The 21198-nt window shown below is 61.3% G+C and carries 19 protein-coding genes and 1 pseudogene; 13 read left to right on the forward strand and 7 right to left on the reverse strand.

All coding sequences use genetic code 11. The annotated features are described in order from the left end of the window. Positions 1-63: 63 nt before the first annotated feature. On the forward strand, positions 64-1398 hold the full coding sequence (locus tag D7D26_RS07125) for an aminopeptidase C (protein ID WP_120372580.1): 1335 nt from the start codon (positions 64-66) through the stop codon (positions 1396-1398). Positions 1399-1620: 222 nt separating this feature from the next. Here the strand turns inward: D7D26_RS07125 and D7D26_RS07130 are convergent, their stop codons facing one another. From D7D26_RS07130 to D7D26_RS07150, 5 genes are all read right to left on the reverse strand, one after another. Next, positions 1621-2394 (reverse strand): ABC transporter permease, encoded by a 774-nt coding sequence (locus D7D26_RS07130; protein ID WP_078016840.1) that lies wholly within the window; start codon positions 2392-2394, stop codon positions 1621-1623. 21 nt (positions 2395-2415) lie between these two features. Further along, positions 2416-3465, reverse strand: a complete 1050-nt coding sequence (locus D7D26_RS07135; protein WP_078016841.1) for an ABC transporter substrate-binding protein — start codon at positions 3463-3465, stop codon at positions 2416-2418. Between the two features lie 42 nt (positions 3466-3507). Then, on the reverse strand, positions 3508-4329 hold the full coding sequence (locus tag D7D26_RS07140; RefSeq protein WP_078016842.1) for an ABC transporter ATP-binding protein: 822 nt from the start codon (positions 4327-4329) through the stop codon (positions 3508-3510). Positions 4330-4869: 540 nt separating this feature from the next. Beyond that, a complete protein-coding gene (locus D7D26_RS12625; RefSeq protein ID WP_168170098.1) occupies positions 4870-5118 on the reverse strand; it encodes a hypothetical protein in 249 nt (82 codons plus the stop codon). Between the two features lie 294 nt (positions 5119-5412). Beyond that, a complete protein-coding gene (locus tag D7D26_RS07150; RefSeq protein ID WP_120372582.1) occupies positions 5413-5856 on the reverse strand; it encodes a hypothetical protein in 444 nt (147 codons plus the stop codon). 220 nt (positions 5857-6076) lie between these two features. Between D7D26_RS07150 and D7D26_RS12915 the strand changes: the two are divergent. The 3 genes and pseudogenes from D7D26_RS12915 to D7D26_RS07165 all read left to right on the forward strand — a co-directional run. Then, positions 6077-6373: pseudogene (locus tag D7D26_RS12915) on the forward strand (response regulator); the annotation flags it as partial. A 109-nt stretch (positions 6374-6482) separates the two neighbouring features. Beyond that, positions 6483-6698 carry a helix-turn-helix transcriptional regulator gene (locus D7D26_RS07160; protein ID WP_255415981.1) on the forward strand — a complete coding sequence of 72 codons (216 nt, stop codon included), beginning with the start codon at positions 6483-6485 and terminating at the stop codon, positions 6696-6698. Positions 6699-6911: 213 nt separating this feature from the next. Further along, a complete protein-coding gene (locus D7D26_RS07165) occupies positions 6912-7394 on the forward strand; it encodes a prolyl-tRNA synthetase associated domain-containing protein (protein WP_078016845.1) in 483 nt (160 codons plus the stop codon). Between the two features lie 93 nt (positions 7395-7487). On the opposite strand, the gene D7D26_RS07170 is transcribed toward D7D26_RS07165, so the two are convergent. After that, entirely contained in the window at positions 7488-8774 is a 1287-nt protein-coding gene (locus D7D26_RS07170) for a CdaR family transcriptional regulator (RefSeq protein WP_233543491.1), read from the reverse strand. Between the two features lie 160 nt (positions 8775-8934). Here D7D26_RS07170 and D7D26_RS07175 point away from each other — a divergent pair, with 160 nt between their 5' ends. The 6 genes from D7D26_RS07175 (at position 8935) to D7D26_RS07200 (ending at position 15712) form a co-directional block, all read left to right on the forward strand. Then, entirely contained in the window at positions 8935-10221 is a 1287-nt protein-coding gene (locus D7D26_RS07175) for a glycine/sarcosine/betaine reductase component B subunit (RefSeq protein WP_078016847.1), read from the forward strand. Positions 10222-10235: 14 nt separating this feature from the next. Further along, entirely contained in the window at positions 10236-11549 is a 1314-nt protein-coding gene (locus D7D26_RS07180) for a glycine/betaine/sarcosine/D-proline family reductase selenoprotein B (protein WP_120372584.1), read from the forward strand. A 195-nt stretch (positions 11550-11744) separates the two neighbouring features. Continuing rightward, the gene (locus D7D26_RS07185) at positions 11745-12101 is read left to right on the forward strand and encodes a GrdX family protein (protein WP_078016849.1); all 357 of its coding nucleotides are present in this window, start codon (positions 11745-11747) and stop codon (positions 12099-12101) included. 85 nt (positions 12102-12186) lie between these two features. Then, entirely contained in the window at positions 12187-13572 is a 1386-nt protein-coding gene (locus D7D26_RS07190) for a sodium-dependent transporter (RefSeq protein ID WP_078016850.1), read from the forward strand. Positions 13573-13747: 175 nt separating this feature from the next. After that, on the forward strand, positions 13748-15250 hold the full coding sequence (locus D7D26_RS07195; RefSeq protein ID WP_120372585.1) for an LTA synthase family protein: 1503 nt from the start codon (positions 13748-13750) through the stop codon (positions 15248-15250). A 99-nt stretch (positions 15251-15349) separates the two neighbouring features. Continuing rightward, positions 15350-15712, forward strand: coding sequence for a VOC family protein (locus D7D26_RS07200; RefSeq protein WP_120372586.1), 363 nt, complete (start codon positions 15350-15352; stop codon positions 15710-15712). Between the two features lie 318 nt (positions 15713-16030). On the opposite strand, the gene D7D26_RS07205 is transcribed toward D7D26_RS07200, so the two are convergent. Beyond that, entirely contained in the window at positions 16031-16849 is an 819-nt protein-coding gene (locus D7D26_RS07205; protein WP_120372587.1) for an IclR family transcriptional regulator, read from the reverse strand. 200 nt (positions 16850-17049) lie between these two features. Here D7D26_RS07205 and D7D26_RS07210 point away from each other — a divergent pair, with 200 nt between their 5' ends. The 3 genes from D7D26_RS07210 (at position 17050) to D7D26_RS07220 (ending at position 20991) form a co-directional block, all read left to right on the forward strand. Then, a complete protein-coding gene (locus tag D7D26_RS07210) occupies positions 17050-18240 on the forward strand; it encodes a M20 family metallopeptidase (RefSeq protein ID WP_120372588.1) in 1191 nt (396 codons plus the stop codon). 63 nt (positions 18241-18303) lie between these two features. Next, complete coding sequence (locus tag D7D26_RS07215) at positions 18304-19713, forward strand: YfcC family protein (protein WP_120372589.1); 1410 nt, start codon at positions 18304-18306, stop codon at positions 19711-19713. 108 nt (positions 19714-19821) lie between these two features. Continuing rightward, positions 19822-20991 carry a M20 metallopeptidase family protein gene (locus tag D7D26_RS07220; RefSeq protein WP_120372590.1) on the forward strand — a complete coding sequence of 390 codons (1170 nt, stop codon included), beginning with the start codon at positions 19822-19824 and terminating at the stop codon, positions 20989-20991. Positions 20992-21198 lie beyond the last annotated feature (207 nt).

The following is a 21198-nucleotide window of genomic DNA, read 5'->3' on the forward strand; positions in this document are numbered from 1 at the left end:
TAGCGGCGGAGACATCGGCCGCCGGACATACGGCCGGCACATTCTGACGAAGGAGAGAGAGTCATGTCATTTGAAGGGATTTCCGAACGGCAGCGCGCCGAGTACCGGGCGCGCTACGAGGGCAGCGCGCTGTACCGGGCGGTGGGCAACGCGCTGTCGAAGCACGGCATCGGCGACGTCACGTTCAGTTCCAAAGGGCGCAACGCCGCGCAGTTCCGCTTTTCGCACGTCGTGCCCACGCTGCCCGCCGCCAATCAGAAAAAGAGCGGCCGCTGCTGGATCTTCGCCGCGCTCAACGTGCTGCGCGAGCTCACCGCCAAAAAGCTGAACCTCGCCGAGCTGGAGTTTTCACAGAACTACATGGCCTTCTGGGACAAGTTCGAAAAGGCCAACTACTTCCTCGAAAGCGTCATCGCCCTGGCCGGAAGGCCCGTCGACGACCGGCTGCTGAGCTATGTGCTCGACACCGCGGTGCAGGACGGCGGCCAGTGGGACATGTTCGTCAACCTGGTCGAGAAGTACGGCGTCGCCCCCAAGTCGGCCATGGAAGAGACGTTCCAGAGCAGCAACACCGCCGACATGAACAAACTGCTCAACGCCAAGCTGCGCCGCGGCGCCGCCCTGCTGCGCGCCGAGGTTGCCGCGGGCGGCGACCCGCGCGCCCTGAGGCTGCGGATCATGGACGAAGTGCACGCGCTGCTGTGCCTGTGCTTCGGCCAGCCGCCGCAGACGTTCGACTTCGAGTACGTCGACAAGGACAAGAACTTCCACGCCGACCGCGACCTGACCCCGAAAAGCTTTTACGAAAAGTACGTCGGCCTCGACCTGAAAAACGATTACGTCAGCCTGATCAACTCTCCCACCGCCGACAAGCCGTTCTACCGCGCCGTCGCCATCGACTGGCTGGGCAACGTCGCCGAGGGGCGTCCCGTGCGTTATCTCAACCTGCCCATGGACGAGCTGAAAGACCTGATCGTGCGCCAGCTCAAAGACGGCGAGTGCGTCTGGTTCGGTTCCGACGTCGGCAAGAAAGGCGCGCGCGACATGGGCATCTGGAGCGACGCCTGCTTCGACTACGAAGGCACCTTCGCGATGGACTTCGCCATGACCAAGGGCGAGCGTCTCGACCTGCGCGACAGCGCCATGAACCACGCCATGGTCATCACCGGCGTCAACCTCGACGCCGCCGGGCAGCCCAACCGCTGGAAGATTGAAAACAGCTGGGGCGACGAGCACGGCGACAAAGGCTACTATCTGATGGACGGCGGCTGGTTCGACGAGTACGTCTACCAGGCCGTGATCAACAAAAAGCACCTCAGCGAGAAGCAGCTCGCCGCGCTGGAAACCGAGCCGCTGCACTTCTTCCCGTGGGACCCCATGGGCACGCTGGCCGAGTAAGTTTGGAAAAAACGAAAGTACCCGCAAAGACACGAAGAAAAACGTAAAAAATCGCACATGGCAGAGGGAATCCCCCAACGGCGTATGGCCGTCGGAGATTCCCTCTTGCTCATTCTCCGGCGCTTAGCGGCGGTTCATGTCCGGAGCTGGTCCCATGGAGGCCCTTGCTTCAATCCTTTGTTTTTTCTCTCCGCTTCTGCGCGACGGCTTCTGTTCAAAGCCTTACTGCGCTCGGACATTCATCGTCCAGCGGAGCATACGTTTCTTGATCTGCTCGAAAAACTGCATCACCACGACCAGCACCAGCACCATGAATAAAAATCCCGCCCAGGTGTAGTCGTAGAGACCGAACTCCGCGTACTTCTTCACGAAAAAGCCCATGCCGTACTGCGCGCCGTACATCTCCGAATAGACCAGCATCACGAACGTGCTGCGCAGTGAGTTGACGAATCCGGCAAGGATCGACGGGCTGGCCGCCGGCAGGATGACCTTGACGAGACGCTTGAAACCTTTCAGTTCCAGCGTCGCCGCCTTGTCGAGATAGCGCTTATCGATAGTCATGATGCCCGTGATGGCCGCGAACAGCGTCGACCAGACCGTGCCGTAAACGATCAGGAACACCGAGGCGCTCCAGAAATCCGGCGCCAGCAGCAGCGCGAACGGCGACAACAAAATCGACGGCACGACGCTGAACATGTAAATCACCGGATACAGCGCGTCGCGCAGCCGCTCATTCATGCCCAGAACCGTGCCGACGAACAGCGCCACGCCCAGGGAGACGGCGATCGACGGGATCATCAGCTTCATCGACGCCAGCAGGTTCACGAACATCGTGCGCCCTTCGCCGGCGAAGACTTTGCGGATGGCGTCGACGCGCGGGAACAGATAAGGATTGGCACGCCCCGTCTCGGTCATGTAAACGTACAGCGCGATGAGCGAAGCGCAGATACAGAAAGTCAGCCAGTATTTGCCGAAAAAATATCTCAGCCTGCCCATCGCGAAGTCCGTTCCCGCCGCTTAGTTGTTTTCCGCAAAGAAGGCGCGCTGACGTTCGTAGAAAGCGGGATCCTCGCTGCCGTGGGCGGCGCTGACATCCGCAAGCGCCTGCCGATACAGCTCAGTGTCGATATGGTCTTCGATCTTGATGTTGCGGGCGTTTTCGCTCAGAAAACCCGTCTTGTCGAGGATGCCCCAAGCGCGGACGACCGACTTGCTGAGCGGGTCGGCGTTGACGACGTAGTGAGCGGCGTCGAGCATGTAGGCGGCCACGTATTCGTCGGAAGCGCCGATCTTCTTGGCCAGCATGGAGACGGCTTCGTCGCGGTGGCTCTCATAGTAGCTCTGCGCCCGCAACAGCGCGCGCAGGACGGCTTTGATCGTCTCGGGATTCTTCTTGACGTACTCCGTCTGGGCCTCCATGCGGCAGCAGGAGTAGTTGGGCATCACTTCGCTCTGATAGGTGACGATTTTGACGTCGTTCATTTTCTTGACGTTGAAGTTCTGCCCCGTGCCCATCAACGCGTAGTCGACCTCGCCGCGCACGACGGCGGCCAGCGCTTCGTTGTAGCCCGAGTAGGTCACCCAGTTGACGGCCTTGAGCGGATCCTCGTAGCCCAGATCCATGACCGCGCCGGTGAAGGCGAAGTACGAAGGGTTGCAGGCGAACTTTTTGCCGATCAGCGACTGCACGCCGTTCCATTCCGCGCCGGCACGGGCGATCACGGGCATACAGCCGGTCACCATGTGGCCGCCGAAGATAGTCAGATCGATGCCGGCGGCGATCTGCTGCAGCGGCGCGGCCGTGCCGGAGTTGGAAACCACGTCCACCTTGCCGGTGGCGAGCAGCGTCATGGCGTCGGCGTTGGCGTTGGCGAGGACCGGCTCGATCGTCAGTCCCTCGTCCTTGAAATATCCCTTGTTCTCGGCGATCGTCACGAGCACGTTGCCGCTCGTGCCGTAGTTCCAGCGCACGACGTTTCGCTCGGGGGCGGCGGAAGCGACGGCCGAGGCGACAAGCGCCAGGCTCATCGCGGCAAACAGACGGACAGCATTTTTCTTCACAGACATAAAGAACGCTCCTCTATAGAGATAAATTATGGTGCTTGTAGCTTAATCGACGGCGCCGTTTCCATGCGCAAACAAGCCGCTGCGCGACAGGCGCTCCGCCACGTCGCGGTTGATGTGCCGGATCAGCGTCTCGCGCAGGCGAACGAACTCCGCGTTTTCGAAGCGGGAGCTGCGCGAGGCACGCTCCGCCGCGGGAACGCGGCAGTCGAAGATTACGCCGCTGGGCGACTGCCCCAGCACGACGACGCGGCTGCCCAGCAGCAGCGCCTCGTCCACATCGTGCGTGACGAAAAAGACGGTTTTTTTCGGCTCATGCTTCGCCCACAGCTCCGAGACCAGATCCTGAAGCATGGCGCGCGTCACCGCGTCGAGCGCGCCGAACGGTTCGTCCATCAGCAGCACCGGCGGATCGACGGCGAACGCCTGCGCGATCGCCACGCGCTGCTGCATGCCGCCGGACAGCTCGCGCGGCAGCTTGCGGAAGACCGCGCTGTCGAAACCGACCTCGCGCAGTTTTTCCAGCGCGACCGCCTTCAGCTCGTCCGCGCCGCGCCCGGGGAAACGCTGTCTCAGCGCCAGCATGATGTTTTCGCCCGCCGTCATCCACGGGAACAGGCCGTAATCCTGAAAGACCACGCCGCGATCCAGTCCCGCGCCCACGATCGGTTGGCCGTCGAGCGTGATCTCGCCGCAGGTAGGACGCTCCAGCCCCGCCAGCAGGCGCAGAAACGTGCTCTTGCCGCAGCCCGACTGCCCCAGCAGGCAGACGAACTCCCCCGCCGCGACGGAGAGCTCGATATCTTTCAGTATCAGCTTGTCCTTCACATACGCGAAGGAAAGGTCCTTGACGGCGATATTCTGCACGGCGGGCGCGTCCTCTCTGCACGTGGCGTTTTTGCGTATCCATTCTTAATAATTATAATGATAATAGCATTACATCCCAAGCGATGCATTAATTATTTTCATGGACTTTAACGCTATTTCTACGTATTTGTCCGTCATAACCACGATACCGCCGGCAGACGCGCTTTTCGATCGCACAGACGCCGCTGCGCCGTGAAGAAAGATAATACTATTTCTTAATTAAAAGACCGAACGCAAAGGAGCTGAGGGGGAAATTCACAAAGCGAGCTGCGCAGACTGCGCGGCAATCGGGATGGTCCCGCGTGGCCAGACGCCCCCGCAGCCCCCGAAAGCCATGCCAATACTTCTGTCAAGAATTGGTATAAAAGGGAATTCCCAACGAGCCGCGCCGTTGAGAATTCCCTCTTATACTATTTCTCAATTAAAATGCCGAATACAGAGGCGCTGCGGAGGAGATTCACAAAGCGAGCTGCGCAGACCGTGCAGCGGTCGAGGGAGTCCCGAGCGACTGAACTCCTCCGCAGCGCCCAGGAAACTATGTTAATACTTTCTATCAAGAATTAGTATTAATTTAATATTGACGCCTTTCGCGCGGCTTTCTTTACGGTCTTGCGTCGCGCCGATACGATATTCCGTGCAACGCCAGCTTATTGGGACGAAAATAATTTTTCGTTCCAATCGAGTTGAATCGAAACTCATTTGCGTTCCAATCGCGGCAAAACGAAAATCCCCGCGCTTCTGCTCCACACGGAGCATTTTCGCGAGAAAGGTCTCCGTTACAGCCTTCACAACGTATCATACAAAAGACATTTCGTCGCTGCCGCGCAAAAAACCGCCCCGCCTTTCTCGTGTGCCGAGAGAGGCGGGGCGGTCACTATTGCCTTTGAAGAGATCCTTCCTTAAAATTATGGAGCGGTTAGTTTTTGACAGACAGCGCGTCGCCGCGCTGCGTCTTGGCAAACAGATAGGCGTCCTCCTCAAGATAGATGGAATCGCCGACGATCTCGAAGGGAAGTCGTGATCCTTTATCTCGATGGAGGCCACCACCGCGGCTTTTGTTCCGACCCTTCAGCCAGAGGCGCGCTATTCCTTGAACTCGATGGAGTTGAAGACGTTCGTGGCGAGCTCGCTCTCGTGGTCGCCGGCGACGGCGATGTAGCCGATGGCGGTATCGTCGATGGCGAAAATCTGCGCGTACACGGGCGCGTTGTTGACCGTCGCGGTGTACTCATAGCTTTCTCCCTCGCCGTCCATTTTGGCGAGATCGGTCGCGCCGTGAGCCTGAGCGAACTGCCCGGCAGCCGTCTTGACCGTCAGCTGTTCGGAAGCCTTGAGCGCCGACACGGTGAACGCCAGCGTGTTGTCGGGAGCCTTGAGCACGCCGGTGACGGAATTGTCGTCCTGCTGGACCATCTCGAACGTCCAGCCCTCGGGCACGTCGGCCGTAAAGTAGCCGCAATCCAGCGGAGCGGCCCAGGCCATGGCGGCCATTGCCAGCACAAACACGAGCGCAAGAAGCTTTTTCATCGTTTTTCCTCCTTGAAAAATGGCGGTCCGTGCCGCCAATCGCCGGGGCATGTCCCCGCGTTTCTATTTATTTTATTTCACAGCCGCCGCGCGCCGCAAGGCCCTTTCGGCTAAAATTGCGCCAAGAAAATTAGCCGAAAGTCCTTGACATGAGGCCCGATAAAACGTTAGCATCTTGAAAAAGCTTCAATTACCCGCAGAAAGGTCAAAAAAAGAACAGATGGTTCATATCGTCGTTATCAGCCGCCATAACTTGATCCGTCGCCTGCTCTCGGACTGCCTTGCCGCGCAAAAAGATTTCGCGGTCGCCGCCGAGCTGGAGCGCACGGAAGACGCGCCCGGCGTCTGCGAAAAACTGCGCCCCGACCTGCTTCTGTTCGACCTCGCCCTCGACAACGTGCGGGGCGCGCTCAGCAGTTCCGCCGCGATAAAAAAGAGCTCGCCCTCCGTCAAGATCATGTTCCTCACGGGGCTGTCCGACTCGTCGCTGATCGCCGACGCGCGCGAGCGGGGCGTCGATTCGTTCCTCTTCTACTACAACTGCATGCAGGAGGGGCTGGTCACCTGCGCCCGCGGCACGACGGGCGGCTACCAGATCTATCCCAACGAAGAGTTGCTCCGTTCAGATCGACCCGTTCGCCGGCGTCTTTACGCACCGCGAGATCAAACTGCTCTGCATGCTCTGCGAATCCAAAAGCCGCGAAGAGATCGGCGCCGCGCTCGCTCTCTCGCCCAGCTCGATCAAAGGCTGCGTGTCGTCGATCCTGAACAAGACCGGTTACGGCAGCATCTCGCAGCTCCTTTCCCACATGCTCTCCCGCGGCTGCCTCGCGCCGCGGTGAGCGCAGGGAGTTTTCGCATACAACGCCGTCGAGGGCAGAAGCAGCGATGGGCCGCCGTTTTGTCCAGATCCCGAGGGAGCGCTCGGCCATACGGCGACGAACCTCGCCGGCCCGCCGCCGCGCCCTTTCGCTGCACGGACGGCGCCGTTTTTGACAGCGGAACGGCCGGCGCGGCAAGATCAAAACATCTTGAGACAAAGGAGCTGAACAGCAGTGAACAAGCGAGAAGTGATCGCGATGTTGGACGCCGAAGGGATCGCCTACGAAAAGGTGGAACACGATCCCGTCTATACCATCGACGAAATGCTGGCGCTTGGCCTGCCTCACGTCGAGGCGATCGCCAAGAATCTTTTCGTCCATGACGACAAGAAGCAGCGCTATTATCTGATCACCGTCAAGGAAGAAAAGCGCGTCGACCTGAAAGACTTCAAGGCGCGCTTCGGCACGCGCCGCCTCAGTTTCGCCTCGGAAGAAGAGCTGAACCGGATCCTCGGCCTCGCCAGGGGCTCGGTCACGCCCTTCGGCGTCCTCAACGACGAAGGGCGCCAGGTGACGGTTTATTTCGACGACGATTTCCGCGGCAGAAAGATGGGCATCCACCCCAACGAAAACACCGCCACCGTCTACGTGAAGACCGAAGACGTGGCGCGCCTGATCACGGCGCACGGCAACGAACTGAACTTCGCCCGCTTCTGATACCGATTTTCAATGTCGAAAGCGGCCGGAGACTGATGACATTCGACTCATCAGCCTCCGGCCGCTTTTTTCGGTTCGGCGGGCGTTTCGCTTTCATCCTTCGGCGGGCGGAACGGCGCTCTCTTTGGCCGCGGGGCCGGAATACTGGCCGAGCAGCAGGGCGAAATAGAAGTTGAAACAGGCATGGAAGCTGTGGATATCCTCGCCGGTGAGGCGCTTGATCTTCTCGAGACGGTAGATCAGCGTGTTGCGGTGGATGTGGAGCCGCCGCGCCGTCTCCACCAGCGAGAAGCCGCTTTCGCACCAGGCTCGGATCGTCTTTTCCAGCTCCGGCCAGTCGGATTTGCCGCGCAGATTGCCCGTCAAGGCCTTGATGAAACGGATGCGCACGGGCGCGTCGATGGTGGAGATCACGTCTTCCATGCGGAAATCGGCGATGCAGTACACGCCGGGACGCTGTTTGAACTTTTTGCCCAGCATCAGCGCCTTGCGGGCCTCCTGACAGCTGAACGACAGCGCCGCAACGCTGTGCGCCGGCGAGCCGATGCCGATGGCGGCTTTCAGCCCGTAGTCCTCGAGCCGGTCCAACAGACTCTGCGAGAGTCCAACGACTTGGGCAAGCGCCGCCTTTTCGTGCTGCGGGTCGGCGTGGTCGGCGTCCTTGACGGCATGGAGCGTGACGAAGCGGTTGTTGCCGCTGATGCTGGAGACGGTGCGAGGATGGGAGAAGATGCCGCGCATTTCCGCGAGGACGGCCTTCTTGATGTTGAGGATGCGCATCTCCACCTCCCCGTCCCGACACTCGCGTCGGACCTCCAGCGCGTAGCGGCCGAACTGATAGAGGTCGACGACGATGGGGATATAGAACAGGCTCGGATCGTACCCGAGCTCGATGGCCCGCGACTGAAGCATGGTCTCGTTGCCGACGCCGGGGACGAAAGTCTCCAGATCGTGGATGAGGTCCTGCAAAATGCTCTCGCGGCTGCTGGAGTAAACGTAAAGCTCGCGCTCGCGCAGCAGGATCTCGATCTGCTTTTTGACGATCAGCCCGAACGGGCGCACTTCGTCCGGCACGCCCGTCAGCGCCATGGTGCCGACGGTGCGTCCGTTCAGGTTCTGGATCGGGAACGTGACGCCGGGGAGCGTGCCCCTGAATTGGCGCGCCTGCTCTCGCGTCGTCTCGGAGGCCGTGCCGGTGCGCACCACTTCGAGCGAAGCCTCGTGCAGCTGGCCGATGCGCTCACTCTGGCTGGCGCCGATAATCTTGCCGTCCACGTCGGTGATGATGAGGTTATGGCCGATGATCGCCGCTGTGGAAGAAGCGATCTCCTGAGCGCATTTTTGTATTAATGTCATCTCATCTATTTTGCTATTTTTCATCATTTCACCTCACCCTGTATGATTGATACGAATCTCCGGGCGTATTAACTCATGAAATCTGGTAATTTGCAACGGTTTTTTTTGTGAGAGCATTCTTTATCATTTCAAATAAGGCGAAGAACCATAAATAATATTCAACAAGCTGAGGAGGAATGCTTCTATGAGACTGGAACTTCGCAAAGCTCACGTGACCGGGCTTGAGTGGGGCAGTCCAACCCGCATGGAAAACGGCGTGCTCTACGTCGACAAAGCGGGCTTGATCGCGGCGCTGTCCGACGACGACCGCATCGAAAAATGGGACGTCGATCTGGCCCGTCCCGGCGAATCGGTGCGCATCATCCCCGTCAAGGACGTGATCGAGCCGCGCGTCAAGCTCGAAGGCGGCGAAAGCTATTTCGCTTCCGTGATCGGCCCCAACGACACGGCGGGTGAAGGCGCGACGTTCGTGCTCGACGGCGCCGGCGTGGTCACCGTCGGCCCGATCATGGGATTCCAGGAAGGCTTTATCGACATGAGCGGCCCCGCCGCCAAGTTCAGCCCGTTCGCGGGGCTGTTCAACGTGGTGCTGATCGCCCAGCCCGTCAAGGACCTGGAAAAGCATCAATACGAGGAAGCGATCCGCATCGGCGGCCTGAAAGCCGCCGTCTGGCTGGCCGACTGCTGCAAGGATGCGAAGATCGACGCCACGGAAGTTTTCGAAAAAGGCACGGTGGCCGAAGAGCTGAAAAAGTATCCCGACCTGCCGCCCGTCGTCCACCTCTGCATGTGCATCACGCAGGGACTGCTGCACGACACGTACGTGTACGGCGCCGACGTTAAGACCTGCCTGCCCACGCTGCTGCACCCCAACGAAGTGCTCGACGGCGCCATGGTCTCCGGCAACTGCGTGTCCGCCTGCGACAAGACCACGACCTGGCACCACCTGCACGACCCGGTGGTTTCCGAGCTGTACGCCCAGCACGGCAAGACCGTCAACTTCTTGGGCATGATCCCCACGCAGGAGTCGGTCGTCCTCGCCGGCAAGGAGCGCGCCTCGTCCTTCAACGCCCGCCTCTGCCGCGAGCTCGGCGCCAAGGGCGTGATCATCACCGAAGAGGGCTACGGCAATCCCGACAGCGACCTCTGCCTGAACGTCAACAAGTGCGAAGCGCTGGGCATGAGCACTGTGGTCATCGCCGACGAAGCGTCCGGCACCGACGGCGCCTCGCAGGGGCTGGCCGACGCCACGCCGCAGATGACGGCCTTCGTATCCTGCGGCAACGTCAACGAGATGCTCGAAGTGCCGGCCATGAAGAAAGTGATCGGCTTCATCGAGTCCATCGCCCACGTTTCCGGCGGCGCGGCCGAGAGCCTTCGTCCCGACGGTTCCATGTACGTCGAACTGCAGTCGATCATCGGCTCGACCTGCGAGACCGGCTTCAACAAGTCCGGCTCGCTCTGGGTGTAAGGAGGGGATCGGTCATGACGTTCCGCATCGTTCATTACATCAACCAGTTCTACGCCGGCATCGGCGGAGAAGAAATGGCCCACGTGCCGCCCGAAAAACGCGACGGCAAGGTCGGCCCCGGCGCCGCCCTTCAGGCCGAGCTGGGCAAAGAAGCCGAGATCGTCGGCACGGTGATCTGCGGCGACAACTACTTCAACGAACACAACGAAGAAGCCAAGAAAACGCTGCTCGAGATGATCGGCAGCTACAAGCCCGATCTGCTGATCGCCGGCCCGGCGTTCTTCGCCGGACGCTACGGCATGGCCTGCGGCGACATCTGCGCCGCCGTGCAGGACACGCTGGGCATTCCCGTCGTCACCGGCATGTATCCCGAGAATCCCGGCGCCGAGTCCTTCGCCAAGAAAGTCTTCATCGTCAAGACCGCCAACAGCGCCCGCGGCATCAAGGACGCGGCCAAATCCATGAGCTCGCTGGCGCTCAAGCTGCTCAAGAAGGAAACTCTCGGCCCTGCCGCCGACGAGAACTACATCAGCCGCGGCTTCCGACGCGTCTTCTTCCACGAGAAGAACGGCGCTCAGCGCGGCCTTGAGATGCTGCTCAAGAAGATGGCCGGCGAGCCGTTCCAGACCGAGTACGAGATGCCGACCTTCAAAAAGATCGAGCCCTGCGCTCCGGTCAAGGATCTCAAGCACGCCACCATCGCCCTGATCACCTCCGGCGGTATCGTTCCCAAGGGCAATCCCGACAAGATCCGCGTCTCTTCCGCGGAGTCTTACGGCCGCTACGACATCACCGGCCTCAACGACCTCACCCCCGAGAACTACGAGTCCATCCACGGCGGCTACGACACGCAGTGGGCCAACGCCAACCCCGATGTGGTGCTGCCGCTCGACGAGATGCGCGAGCTGGAGAAAGAGGGCAAGATCGGCAAGATCTACAAGTACGTGTACTGCACCACCGGCACCGGCACGGCCGTGGCCTGGGCCGAGAAGTTCGGCCAGGAGATCGGCCCGGAGCTGAAAGCCGCGGGCGTCGACGCCGCTATTCTCACCTCCACCTGAGGCTCCTGCACTCGATGCGGTGCATCGATGTCGCGTGAAATCGAGAAGGCCGCCGGCATCCCCGTCGTGCAGATCGCCACGATCGTGCCGATCATGATGACCGTCGGCTCCAACCGGATCGTCCCCGGCGTCGCCATCCCCCACCCCGTGGGCAAGCCCGAGCTGGGCGACGCGGAAGACAAAAAGGCCCGCCGCAAGCTGCTCGAAAAGGCGCTCGAGGCGATGGTCACGCCGATCGACACGCAGACGATCTTCAAGGCGTTCTAGGAGAAAGCGTTTTCTCTGGCGATCCCGTACAAAACAACAGGCCGGCGGAACCTCGTCGGGTTCTGCCGGCCTTTTTGTCGCGCCGCAATAATGAATTTTTTCACGAACTGCGCTTCTTTGGATCATTCGTTGGAGGTTTGCTAAAGCTGTTTATGCCTTGATATGCAGCGACAATTTTTCGGAGGTCAGCGACTCATGATCATCACAAACAATCCCGACGTGCAGTCGGCACAGCTGGGCGAAACGCTTTTGGTGAGGGGGACGCCGCTGGATGTTCTGCAGGCCGTTTCCGATTACATGGAGAAAGGCTGGCATCTCGTCACGCATCCGCTGTCGGCGAACAACCGTCTCAACAAAAGCCCCTATCGCTCCGTTGTCCTGTCTGAAAAAAACTCATGGGAGGGCAGCGAACGGGACATACTCGACCGGGCGATCAGCCATTTGTCGCTGCAGGGATTTGACGATCCCGGGGACGCCGACGCCGATTACCGCTGGATCGACCTTGAACATCTGAAGACGGCTCTTTTCGAAGCGGCGAAGTTCCACCTGTGATCGAGCCTCCGCCGCGGGCGGGGAGCGAAACGGCCGGCCGTGAAACGCGGCCATGGATTATCGAAAGAGAAAGGAATGGATCATTATGGAAGAACAGAAACGAGACGGTTTTGGCAGTCGCATCGGCTTTATTCTCTCGGCCGCCGGATTCTCCATCGGCCTTGGCAACGTCTGGCGTTTTCCCTATTTGACCAGCAAGTTCGGCGGCGGCGCTTTCGTGCTGGCGTACGTGCTGATCTGCGTTTTCATCGGGCTGCCCCTGTTCCTGGGCGAGCTGAGCATCGGCCGCCGCATGAAGGCGACACCCATCGTCGGTTTTGTCCGCGAGAAGAAGATCGGCTGGTCGCTGATCGGCTGGATCGGCGCCATTGCCTGCATCGTGCTGATGGCTTACTACACGGTTATCATCGGCTGGATGGTCCGCTACGCCGTCAAAGCCCTGAGCGGAGTTTTCGCCGGTTCAACCTTTGAGCAGACCAAAGTGATGTTCAACGATTTCATGAAAAACCCCTTCGAGCTGATCGCCTACACCGTCGTCGTCTTCGCCGCGCTCGGCATGGCGATCTCGCGCGGCGTCAAGGAAGGCGTCGAAAAGCTCTGCAAGTGGCTGCTGCCCATCCTCGGCGTCATGATCGTGACGCTGGCCGTCCGTTCGCTGACGCTGAGCCCCGTCGAGGGCGTCGGCAAGACCGCCATGGACGGCCTGAGATGGTATCTCAGCCCCGATTTCAGCCAGCTGGGCAATCCCGAAGTGTGGCTGTATGCCCTCGGGCAGAGCTTCTTCTCCATCGGCGTCGGCATCGCCACCGCCGTCGTGTACGGTTCCTATCGCAGCGACACCGACAACATGCCCAAGGACGCCGCCATGGTCGTGACCATGGATACCTCTTTCGCGCTGATCGCCGGCGTGGTCATCTTCCCGGCGCTGCTCGTCTACGGCGCCGATCCCAACTCCAGCGGCGTCGGCCTGGTCATGGAAGTCATGCCCGTCGTCTTCGGCAAGATGCCCATGGGGTCGTTCTGGGCTTCGCTGTTCTTCATTCTCGTCGCCGTCGCCGGCTACACCTCCGGCCTTGGATACCTCGAAGCTCCCGTGGCCTGCTTCGCCGATTTCTTCAAGGTGAAGCGTAGCAAGATGACTTGGATCGTCGTCTTCATCATGTTCGTGCTCAGCCTGCCCTGCGCCTATTCGCTGAGCGAAGGGCACGGCTGGATGTCCACGTACCGGGTCCTCGGCAAGAGCATCTTCGACTTCGCCGATTACCTGTCGGGCAACGTGATGATGCCCGTCGACGCGCTGCTCGTTTCGCTCTACGTTTCCTTCGTGCTGAAGTTCAAGGGCTACATGGAAGAAGCGAACAAGGGCCTGAGCGAAAGCCACACCTGGAGAGTCAAGGACTGGTGGATGCCCTGGGTCACTTACGGCCTGCCCGTCGTCCTGATCGTGATCATGTACCGCAACGTGTTCTAGAAACAAAAAACGGCAGCGCGCACGCGCGTTTCCATGCCCTCGTTTCCGCCGCGCGGATCTTTCGCGACCCGCGCGGCGGATTATTTTACGCCGCAGACGTGCTACAATATCGCATAAAGTGGCGGATATCGCTTCTCTCTTCAATTTTGAAGCTGAGAAAGAAAGGTCTTTCGGCATGGAAAAGTGCGTTCAAGACGCGTTGTTGTTTTTTCTGCCCTTCGCCGCCGCCGGTTTTTTTCTCATAAAAAACCGGAAGCTCGGCTCGCTGGCGGTACTGCTCGGCTACGTCCTGGCGGCGGCGCAGGCGGTTTGCTGCAAGGTGCTGAACCGCAATCTCGACTACTTCATTTTCATGCGGCTCGACTGGGACATGCTGCGCATGGCGCCGGTCGTCATGGCGGCGACGAGCGCCGTCTTTATCGCGATCACGGCGCTGGTCCTGACCGCCGTCTGGCTGAACTGGACGGGGCGGCTGCGGCGCACTTCGCTCGAGAACCGTCGTTGGCCGCGCCGCTGCCTGCTGGCGCTCTGCGCGCTGGCGATCGCCTTTTCGCCCGTGACCTCGGTCTATCGGGAGATGCTGAACGTCCGGCGGCAGTTCGCGCGGGCCTCGGCCTGTTCCGAGGCGGAACTTTTCGCGGCGCTGGGAGCGCGGCGGCCGCCTCTCGAAGAAGCCGACCTCGAGGCCGAAGCGGGAAGAAACGTCGTCGTCATCTACTGCGAATCGCTGGAGACCAATTTTTTGAACCGGGAAGACTTTCCCGCTTCGCTGCCCTGCCTGCACCGCCTCGCCGATTCCGGCTGGACGCTCTGGGACGATTACAAATGCGTCAGCGGCGCGACCTGGACCATCGGCGCGCTGTACGCGACGCAGACTTCGTTCCCCGCCTTTTTCGGCGGCGCCGGCGACGATATTTTCGACCGGCTGAAAAGCAGCCGCCTGCCGTCCTGTACGAAGGTGATGCGGCGGGCGGGCTACGACTGCCTGTTTCTGGCGGGATGCGAGCTCGGCTTTGGCGGCACGGGCGGCCTGATGAAAATGCTGGGCTACCGCGTCAAGGGGTTCCAGGACTTCGAAAAAGGCTGCGAAAAAACGGTCTGGGGCGCGCACGACGCCGACCTGTTCGAGCAGGCGAAGATCGAATACGCGCGTCTGGCCGCCGCCGGACGGCCGTTCAACCTGACGCTGCTGACGGTCGACACGCACTTTACGAAAGGGCTTCCCGACGCCCGCCTGAAGGACAAGGTGTCGCCCGCCGTGCCGCCCATGAGCCACGAGTACTGCGTAGCCTGCCTGGATTATCTGCTCGGCGATTTCGTCGACTTCGTCGGGAAACAGCCGGGCGGACGCGAAACGGCGGTGGTCATCCTCGGCGACCACCTGATGATGGGCAGCGAGAACAACACGCCGATCCTCACACGCCTGAAAAAACGCGCGCGCACGGTGGCTCTGCTGACGAACCGCCGCCCCGCGGGCAGAGACCCGCACGGCGAGATCGGCTTTTACAACATTCCCGGACTGATCCTCGATCTGGCCGAAATCAAACACAACGCGCTGTTCCTCGACGATCTCGCGCCCAACCTTTCGCCGCGCGCGATCGAAACGCACAGCGCCGAACTGACCGCCCTCAACCTGCGCCTGACCGGCCGGGATGAGGCGGCGTCAAAGGCGGAATGAAAGACGCCGCGAAGGCGAGGAATCGGTGTTATTTCAACAACATGATTCGTGATCCGTTGAAAGCACGATGACGGAGGATAACGGAAGGAGCAAGATATCATGGAAGCGATTCTCGGCAACGTGATGGTCGACTGCAACGACGAAACGGGACTGCAAAATTTTTACGCCGAACTGCTGGGCTGGGAAAAGTGCGTGCTGTTCGAGCGGCCGGCGATCAGGAGTTCAGGCGGCATCGTCTTCTTGTTCATTCAGGAGGAAGATTACGTGCCGCCCGTGTGGCCGGAGGAAAAGGGGAAACAGCAGAAGCAGATGCACTTCGATTTTCAGGTGGAGGATCTGCCGGAGGCGGTGAAAAGGGCCGAGGCGTTGGGCACGGTCAAAGCCACGGCGCAGTTCGGCGGCGCGCAGTTCGTGACCATGATCGATCCGGCCGGGCACCCGTTCTGCCTGTGCCGGAAGTAATGCCGGTTTTCGTTAATACTAATTCTTGATAGAAAGTATTAACATAGTTTCCCGGGCGCTGCGGAGGAGTTCAGTCGCTCGGGACTCCCTCGACCGCGGCGCGGTCTGCGCAGCTCGCTTTGTGAATCTCCCCCGCAGCGCCTCTGTATTCGGCATTTTGATTGAGAAATAGTATAAAAAGCGCGAAACGCCGTAAAAGGCAAAAAGCGTCCGGACGTCGATGGCATCTGGTCCATCGGCTTCCGGACGCTTTTAATGTTCCACGTGGAACATTTCTGCCCGCCGGTCGAGAGCAGGCAAGCTGCGACTGGCGGCGGTTCATTCGTCCCGCCGCGGCATCTTGGGCACGAACTTTTCCGCGCCGGCGGTCATCGACTGGATGTAGGCGGCCGCCTTCCGCAGCGCGGGCACGGCTTTTTCGATCAGTTCCGGCGTGAGGCGTTCCGTGGTGCTGGCGAGGCCGAGCGCGCCGAGCAGCTCGCAGCCGGCGCCGAAAACTGGCACGTCCAGCGCCGCAGTGCCGTAGGTGCGCTCTTCGCGCGAGACGGCGTAGCCGCGTTCCAGCGTCTTTTCAATGGCGCGCAGCACTTCGTCGGCGGTCGTCGGCGTGTGTTCGGTATAGCGGGGATAGGGCGCGGCGGCGAGGATTTTGGCGCGCAGTTCCGCCGGCCCCCAGGCAAGCATCACTTTGGAGGCGGCGCCGTAGGGGAACTTCGCCTCGCTGCCCTCGGGCGTGACGTAGCGCATCAGCTGCGCGCGGCAGACGGAACAGATGCAGAGGCGCCGATCGTTGCGGATGATCTGAAACGAGACGTTCTCGTCCAGTTCGCGGGCCAGCTGTTCCAGCTGCGGGCGCAGTACGTGGAGCAGCGGATTGTGACGCTCGAACGCCTTGCCCAGCGACAGCACGCGGGGGCCGAGCACGTAGCGGGCGTCTTCGCCGCGGCGGATCACGTAGCCCATCTGCTCCATCGTGCCGCACAGACGCATGACGCGGGATTTGTGGATGCCCAGAGCGCCGCTCAGCTCCGTCAGCGAAGCCGAGCCCTCCGTTTCGAGAAAATCGAGCGCTTCGAGACTGAACACGACCGAGGCGTTCAGCCGTTCGGATTCTTTGACGCGGTTTTTCAGCTCCATGCGGAGTCCTCCTTGCGGGACGGCGTTCGCCGCAAAAGCGGGCACGCCGCCGGCGCGTTGAATTTCGGCGGGAGGCTTGACAACCTTCGCTGGCTTGCTAAAATAATAGCAATTTTTAAAAATAGAATCAAGTGTCGTAAAAATAGAATTTTTTTTGCGGGCGTCATTTTAAGTGAATCGCATGAAACGGAGGATTCTCGATGAAGGAAAAAATGTTTGCGCTGATCGACGCGTTGAAGCCGGAGCTGTCGGCGATGTCCGACGACATTTACGATCATCCCGAGGTCGGCCTGACGGAGGTCCACGCCTCGTCGCTGCTGACGGGATGGCTGGAGAAGCGCGGCTTCGCGGTGGAGCGCGGCGTCGGCGGCCTGCCCACGGCCTTCCGCGCCGTGTACCGCCGCGGCGAAGGCGGCCCGCGCATCGGCCTGCTCTGCGAGTACGACGCGCTGCCCGCGCTGGGGCACGCCTGCGGCCACCAGATGCAAGGGCCGTGCATCCTCGCGGCCGCCGCGGCGCTGAAGGATTCCGACCTGCCCGGCCCGTTCTCGGTGGTCGTCTACGGCACGCCCGCCGAGGAGACGGAGGGCGGCAAGATCCTCATGATCAAAAACGGCGACTGCTTCCACGACATCGACGTGGCCCTGATGATGCACGGCAGCGGCGAGACGACGACCGACGTCAAATCGATGGCGCTGACGAACTTCTTCGTCGCCTATCGCGGCACGGCGGCGCACGCGGCGATCAAGCCCGAACTGGGGCGCAGCTCGCTGGACGCGATGTCGCTGGCGTTCCACGGCGTGGAGTGCCTGCGCGAGCACGTCAAGGAGGACACGCGCATCCACTACAACATCACGGACGGCGGCGGCACGGGCGCGAACACGGTGCCGTCTTTCACCAAAGCGCAGTTCTACGTGAGGTCCTACAACCGCGCCTATCTGGAGAGCGTGATCGCGCGCTTCCTCAAGGTGCTGCGCGGCGCGGCCATGATGACGGAAACGGAAGTGGAGATCGAGCGCCGCAAGGACGTGGACAACAAAATCCCGGCGTTGAAGCTGAACGACGTGATCATGGAAAACGCGCGCGCCGTGAACGCGCCGGCGATCCGCCCGCCGCGCCAGAAGACCGGCTCGACCGATCTCGGCAACGTCATGCAACTCATGCCGGGTTCGTGCATCCGCGTGGCCTTCGTGCCCGAGGGTTCGCCCTCGCACTCGCAGGCGTACCTCGACGCCGGCAAGACGGATACGGCCCACAGCGCCATCGTCACCGGCGCCAAGGTGCTGGCCGCCACGGCGGCCGACCTGATCTCCGTCCCCGGTCTGCTGGACGAAATCAAAAAAGAGTTCGCAACGCGCAAGGCGCAGCTCGAGGCTGAGTCGCGCGCGTAGGTACAAGCGTCGCGGTCTTTTGGGTTTTATCGTTGGAAGCGAATTTATGAGGAGGGGTTCGTTATGTCCGAAGAAGTGAAGGCGGCTGTTCCCGCAAAGCCGAAGAAGGCGATGAACACGCTGGTGATCATTTTCGCCGTCGTCGTGGCCGCCTGCCTGGCGACGTGGATCATTCCCGCCGGCGAGTTCGACCGCGTCAAAGTCGGTTCGCGCTCCGTCGTCGACGCGGCGTCGTTCCACTGGGTAGAGAAAAGTCCCGTCAATCCGCTGCTGATCCCACTGCACATCGCCAGGGGCGCCAAGAGCGCCGTCGATCTGCTGTTCATGCTGCTGTGTTCCGGCGCGGCCTTCGCCGTCGTCATCAAGTCGGGGGCCATGCACTCGTCGATCGGCACGCTGGCGCTGAAATATCGCGAGCGCAAATCGATGTTCGTGCTCTCGATGTTCGTGCTGTTCTGCTTCATCATGCTCACGCGCGGCCTCGTCGAATTCGTGGCCTTCGCGCCGGTGCTGGTGATGATCTGCCTGGCGCTGGGGCTCGATTCGGTCACCGCCGTCGCCATCATGACCGGCGGCACGGCCGTCGGCTTCGCCACCGGCATGCTCCAGCCCAGCACGACGCTGATCGCCCAGGAGCTGGCGGGGCTGGCTCCCTTCTCGGGGCTGTGGTACCGCGCCATCTGCTTCGGCCTGTATATGGTTCTCACGGGCTTTTTGATCTGGCGCTACACGGTGAAGATCTCCAACGATCCTACGGCTTCGCCCATGTACGACCTGGACAAGGCTGAGAACCTCGGCGATTCCGACGCGATCGAGGCCTACGGCCCCATGGACGCGAGCAAGTGGCTGGTGACGCTGGCGACCGTGGCGGCAATGGCGCTGATGGTCTACGGCAGCATCCGGTGGAAGTGGAAATATCAGGAGCTTTCCGCCACGTTCATCGGCCTGGCCATCGTCGCCGGTCTGTGCGCGCGCATGTCGCCGTCGGCGATCGCCAAAACCTTCGTGGACGGCGCCAAGACCATGGTCATGGTCTTCTTCCTCGTCGCGGCGGCGCGAGCCATCTCTTCGATCCTCGCCGACGGCAAAGTGCTCGACACGATCGTCTACGCCCTCGGCGAAACGCTCAAGCTTGTTCCCGCGTGGCTTCAGGCCCCGGCCATGTTCATCGCCAACCTGCTGATCAATACGGTGATCCCCTCCGGCTCCGGCCAAGCGGCGGCCGTGATGCCGATCATGCTGCCGCTGGCCGACATCATCGGCATGACCCGGCAGACGGCCATCCTCGCCTTCAACTTCGGCGACGGCTTCTGCAACTGGGTCATCCCCACCAGCTCGGCGCTGATGGCGGTGCTGGGCATCGTCAACATGCCCTTCGAGCGCTGGATGAAGTACAGCTGGCGCGTTTTCCTCTGGTGGGTGGCGCTGGGCTGCGTGCTCGTCTCCGTCGCCCACATGATCAAGCTGGCGTGACCCCGGCGTAAAAAAAGAGGGCGTCCGCGCCGTGCGGGCGTCCTCTTCACGTATTTGCCGACGGCAGGCGACGGAGTATAATGGGAATCGACAGGAAGGTGACTTACGATGAACCGTATTCCGATAGAAGACGAGATCGCGGCGCTGCGGCGCGATCTGCACCGTCATCCCGAGCTGAGCGGGCAGGAGACGCGCACGGCGGGGCTTGTCGCCGCCGAACTGGAACGGTTGGGGCTGACGGTGATCCGCGCGCCAGAAAAGGGCAACAGCCTGCTGGGCGTGCTGGACACGGGACGCGCCGGCAAGACGCTGGCGCTGCGCGCCGACATGGACGCGCTGCCGCTGCAGGAGAACGCCTGCAACCTGAAAGGGGCAAAAGCGGTCGTCTCCGAAATCGACGGCGCGGCGCACATGTGCGGGCACGACTTCCACACCGCGGGCATGCTGGCGGCGGCGCGGCGGCTGACGGCAATCAAAGAACAACTGGCCGGGCGCGTAATTTTCTGCTTCGAGTCGGGCGAGGAGATGGGCCTGGGCGACGACGCGCGCGCCCTGCTGGCGGAGCTGAAGCCGGTGGACGCGATTTTCGGCGTCCACGTGCAGGCCGCTTTCCCCTGCGGCGCCGTGGTCGTGATCGACGGATCCTGCACGGCGGGCTGCGAGACGTTCGCCGTCAAGGTTCGGGGCAAAAGCGCGCACGGCGCCACGCCGCACCTCGGGCTCGACCCGATCAACTGCGCCGCGCAGATCCTCTGCGGGGCCAATTCGATCATCTCGCGCCGCGTCAACGCCCGCGAGGCGGCGGTGCTGACGGTGTGCAACTTTCACGGCGGCTCGACGTGGAACCGCATTCCCGACAAGTGCCGCATGGAAGGCAGCCTGCGCTTTTTCAGCGAACAGGTGGGGCGCGACCTGCACGCGTTGCTCGAACAGACCGCGGCCGGGACCGCCGCGGCCAACGGTTGTACGGCCGAGGTGCACTGGCGCAACTGGTGTCCGCCCTCGGTCAACGACGTGGCGCTGGCGGCGCTCGCCCGCAGGGCGGCGGAAGAAATCGGCGCCGAAGTGATCGCCGGCGAGTCGTGGATGGCTTCCGAAACGTTCGCGCGCTACCGCGAGATTGGTCCCGAAGTGTTGGCTTTCGTGGGCTGCGCCAATCCCGACACGGGCTGCGGCGCGCCCCAGCACAGCGACCAGTTCGACGCCGACGAGGACTGCCTGGCGGTCAGCGCCGCGCTGACGGTGCAGTTCGCGCAGGAGTTCCTGGGCGAGGCTTGAACAAAGGCCGCCACGGAGAAAAGCAAAAAAAGACGAAATCGCGTCGCAAAAGAGAGCGGCCGCAGTCAAAAAAACTGCGGCCGCTCTCTTTTGCGACGCTCTCGAACGTCCCAGCCGTGAAATATAAATAATACTATTTCTCAATTAAAGCACCTAACAATCCATTGTCTTGCGGTAATACTCCTTATGGTCTGAGCGGTGAGATTT

The organism is Pyramidobacter sp. CG50-2 (genome assembly GCF_003612005.1).
In the GTDB taxonomy this organism is placed as follows: Bacteria; Synergistota; Synergistia; order Synergistales; family Dethiosulfovibrionaceae; genus Pyramidobacter.

Coding starts and splice junctions, on each gene's coding strand:
- D7D26_RS07125 (WP_120372580.1), top strand. CDS start 64: ATGTCATTTGAAGGGATTTCCGAACGGCAGCGCGCCGAGTACCGGGCG.
- D7D26_RS07130 (WP_078016840.1), bottom strand. CDS start 2,394: ATGGGCAGGCTGAGATATTTTTTCGGCAAATACTGGCTGACTTTCTGT.
- D7D26_RS07135 (WP_078016841.1), bottom strand. CDS start 3,465: ATGTCTGTGAAGAAAAATGCTGTCCGTCTGTTTGCCGCGATGAGCCTG.
- D7D26_RS07150 (WP_120372582.1), bottom strand. CDS start 5,856: ATGAAAAAGCTTCTTGCGCTCGTGTTTGTGCTGGCAATGGCCGCCATG.
- D7D26_RS07170 (WP_233543491.1), bottom strand. CDS start 8,774: ATGAAAAATAGCAAAATAGATGAGATGACATTAATACAAAAATGCGCT.
- D7D26_RS07175 (WP_078016847.1), top strand. CDS start 8,935: ATGAGACTGGAACTTCGCAAAGCTCACGTGACCGGGCTTGAGTGGGGC.
- D7D26_RS07185 (WP_078016849.1), top strand. CDS start 11,745: ATGATCATCACAAACAATCCCGACGTGCAGTCGGCACAGCTGGGCGAA.
- D7D26_RS07190 (WP_078016850.1), top strand. CDS start 12,187: ATGGAAGAACAGAAACGAGACGGTTTTGGCAGTCGCATCGGCTTTATT.
- D7D26_RS07195 (WP_120372585.1), top strand. CDS start 13,748: ATGGAAAAGTGCGTTCAAGACGCGTTGTTGTTTTTTCTGCCCTTCGCC.
- D7D26_RS07200 (WP_120372586.1), top strand. CDS start 15,350: ATGGAAGCGATTCTCGGCAACGTGATGGTCGACTGCAACGACGAAACG.
- D7D26_RS07205 (WP_120372587.1), bottom strand. CDS start 16,849: ATGGAGCTGAAAAACCGCGTCAAAGAATCCGAACGGCTGAACGCCTCG.
- D7D26_RS07210 (WP_120372588.1), top strand. CDS start 17,050: ATGAAGGAAAAAATGTTTGCGCTGATCGACGCGTTGAAGCCGGAGCTG.
- D7D26_RS07215 (WP_120372589.1), top strand. CDS start 18,304: ATGTCCGAAGAAGTGAAGGCGGCTGTTCCCGCAAAGCCGAAGAAGGCG.
- D7D26_RS07220 (WP_120372590.1), top strand. CDS start 19,822: ATGAACCGTATTCCGATAGAAGACGAGATCGCGGCGCTGCGGCGCGAT.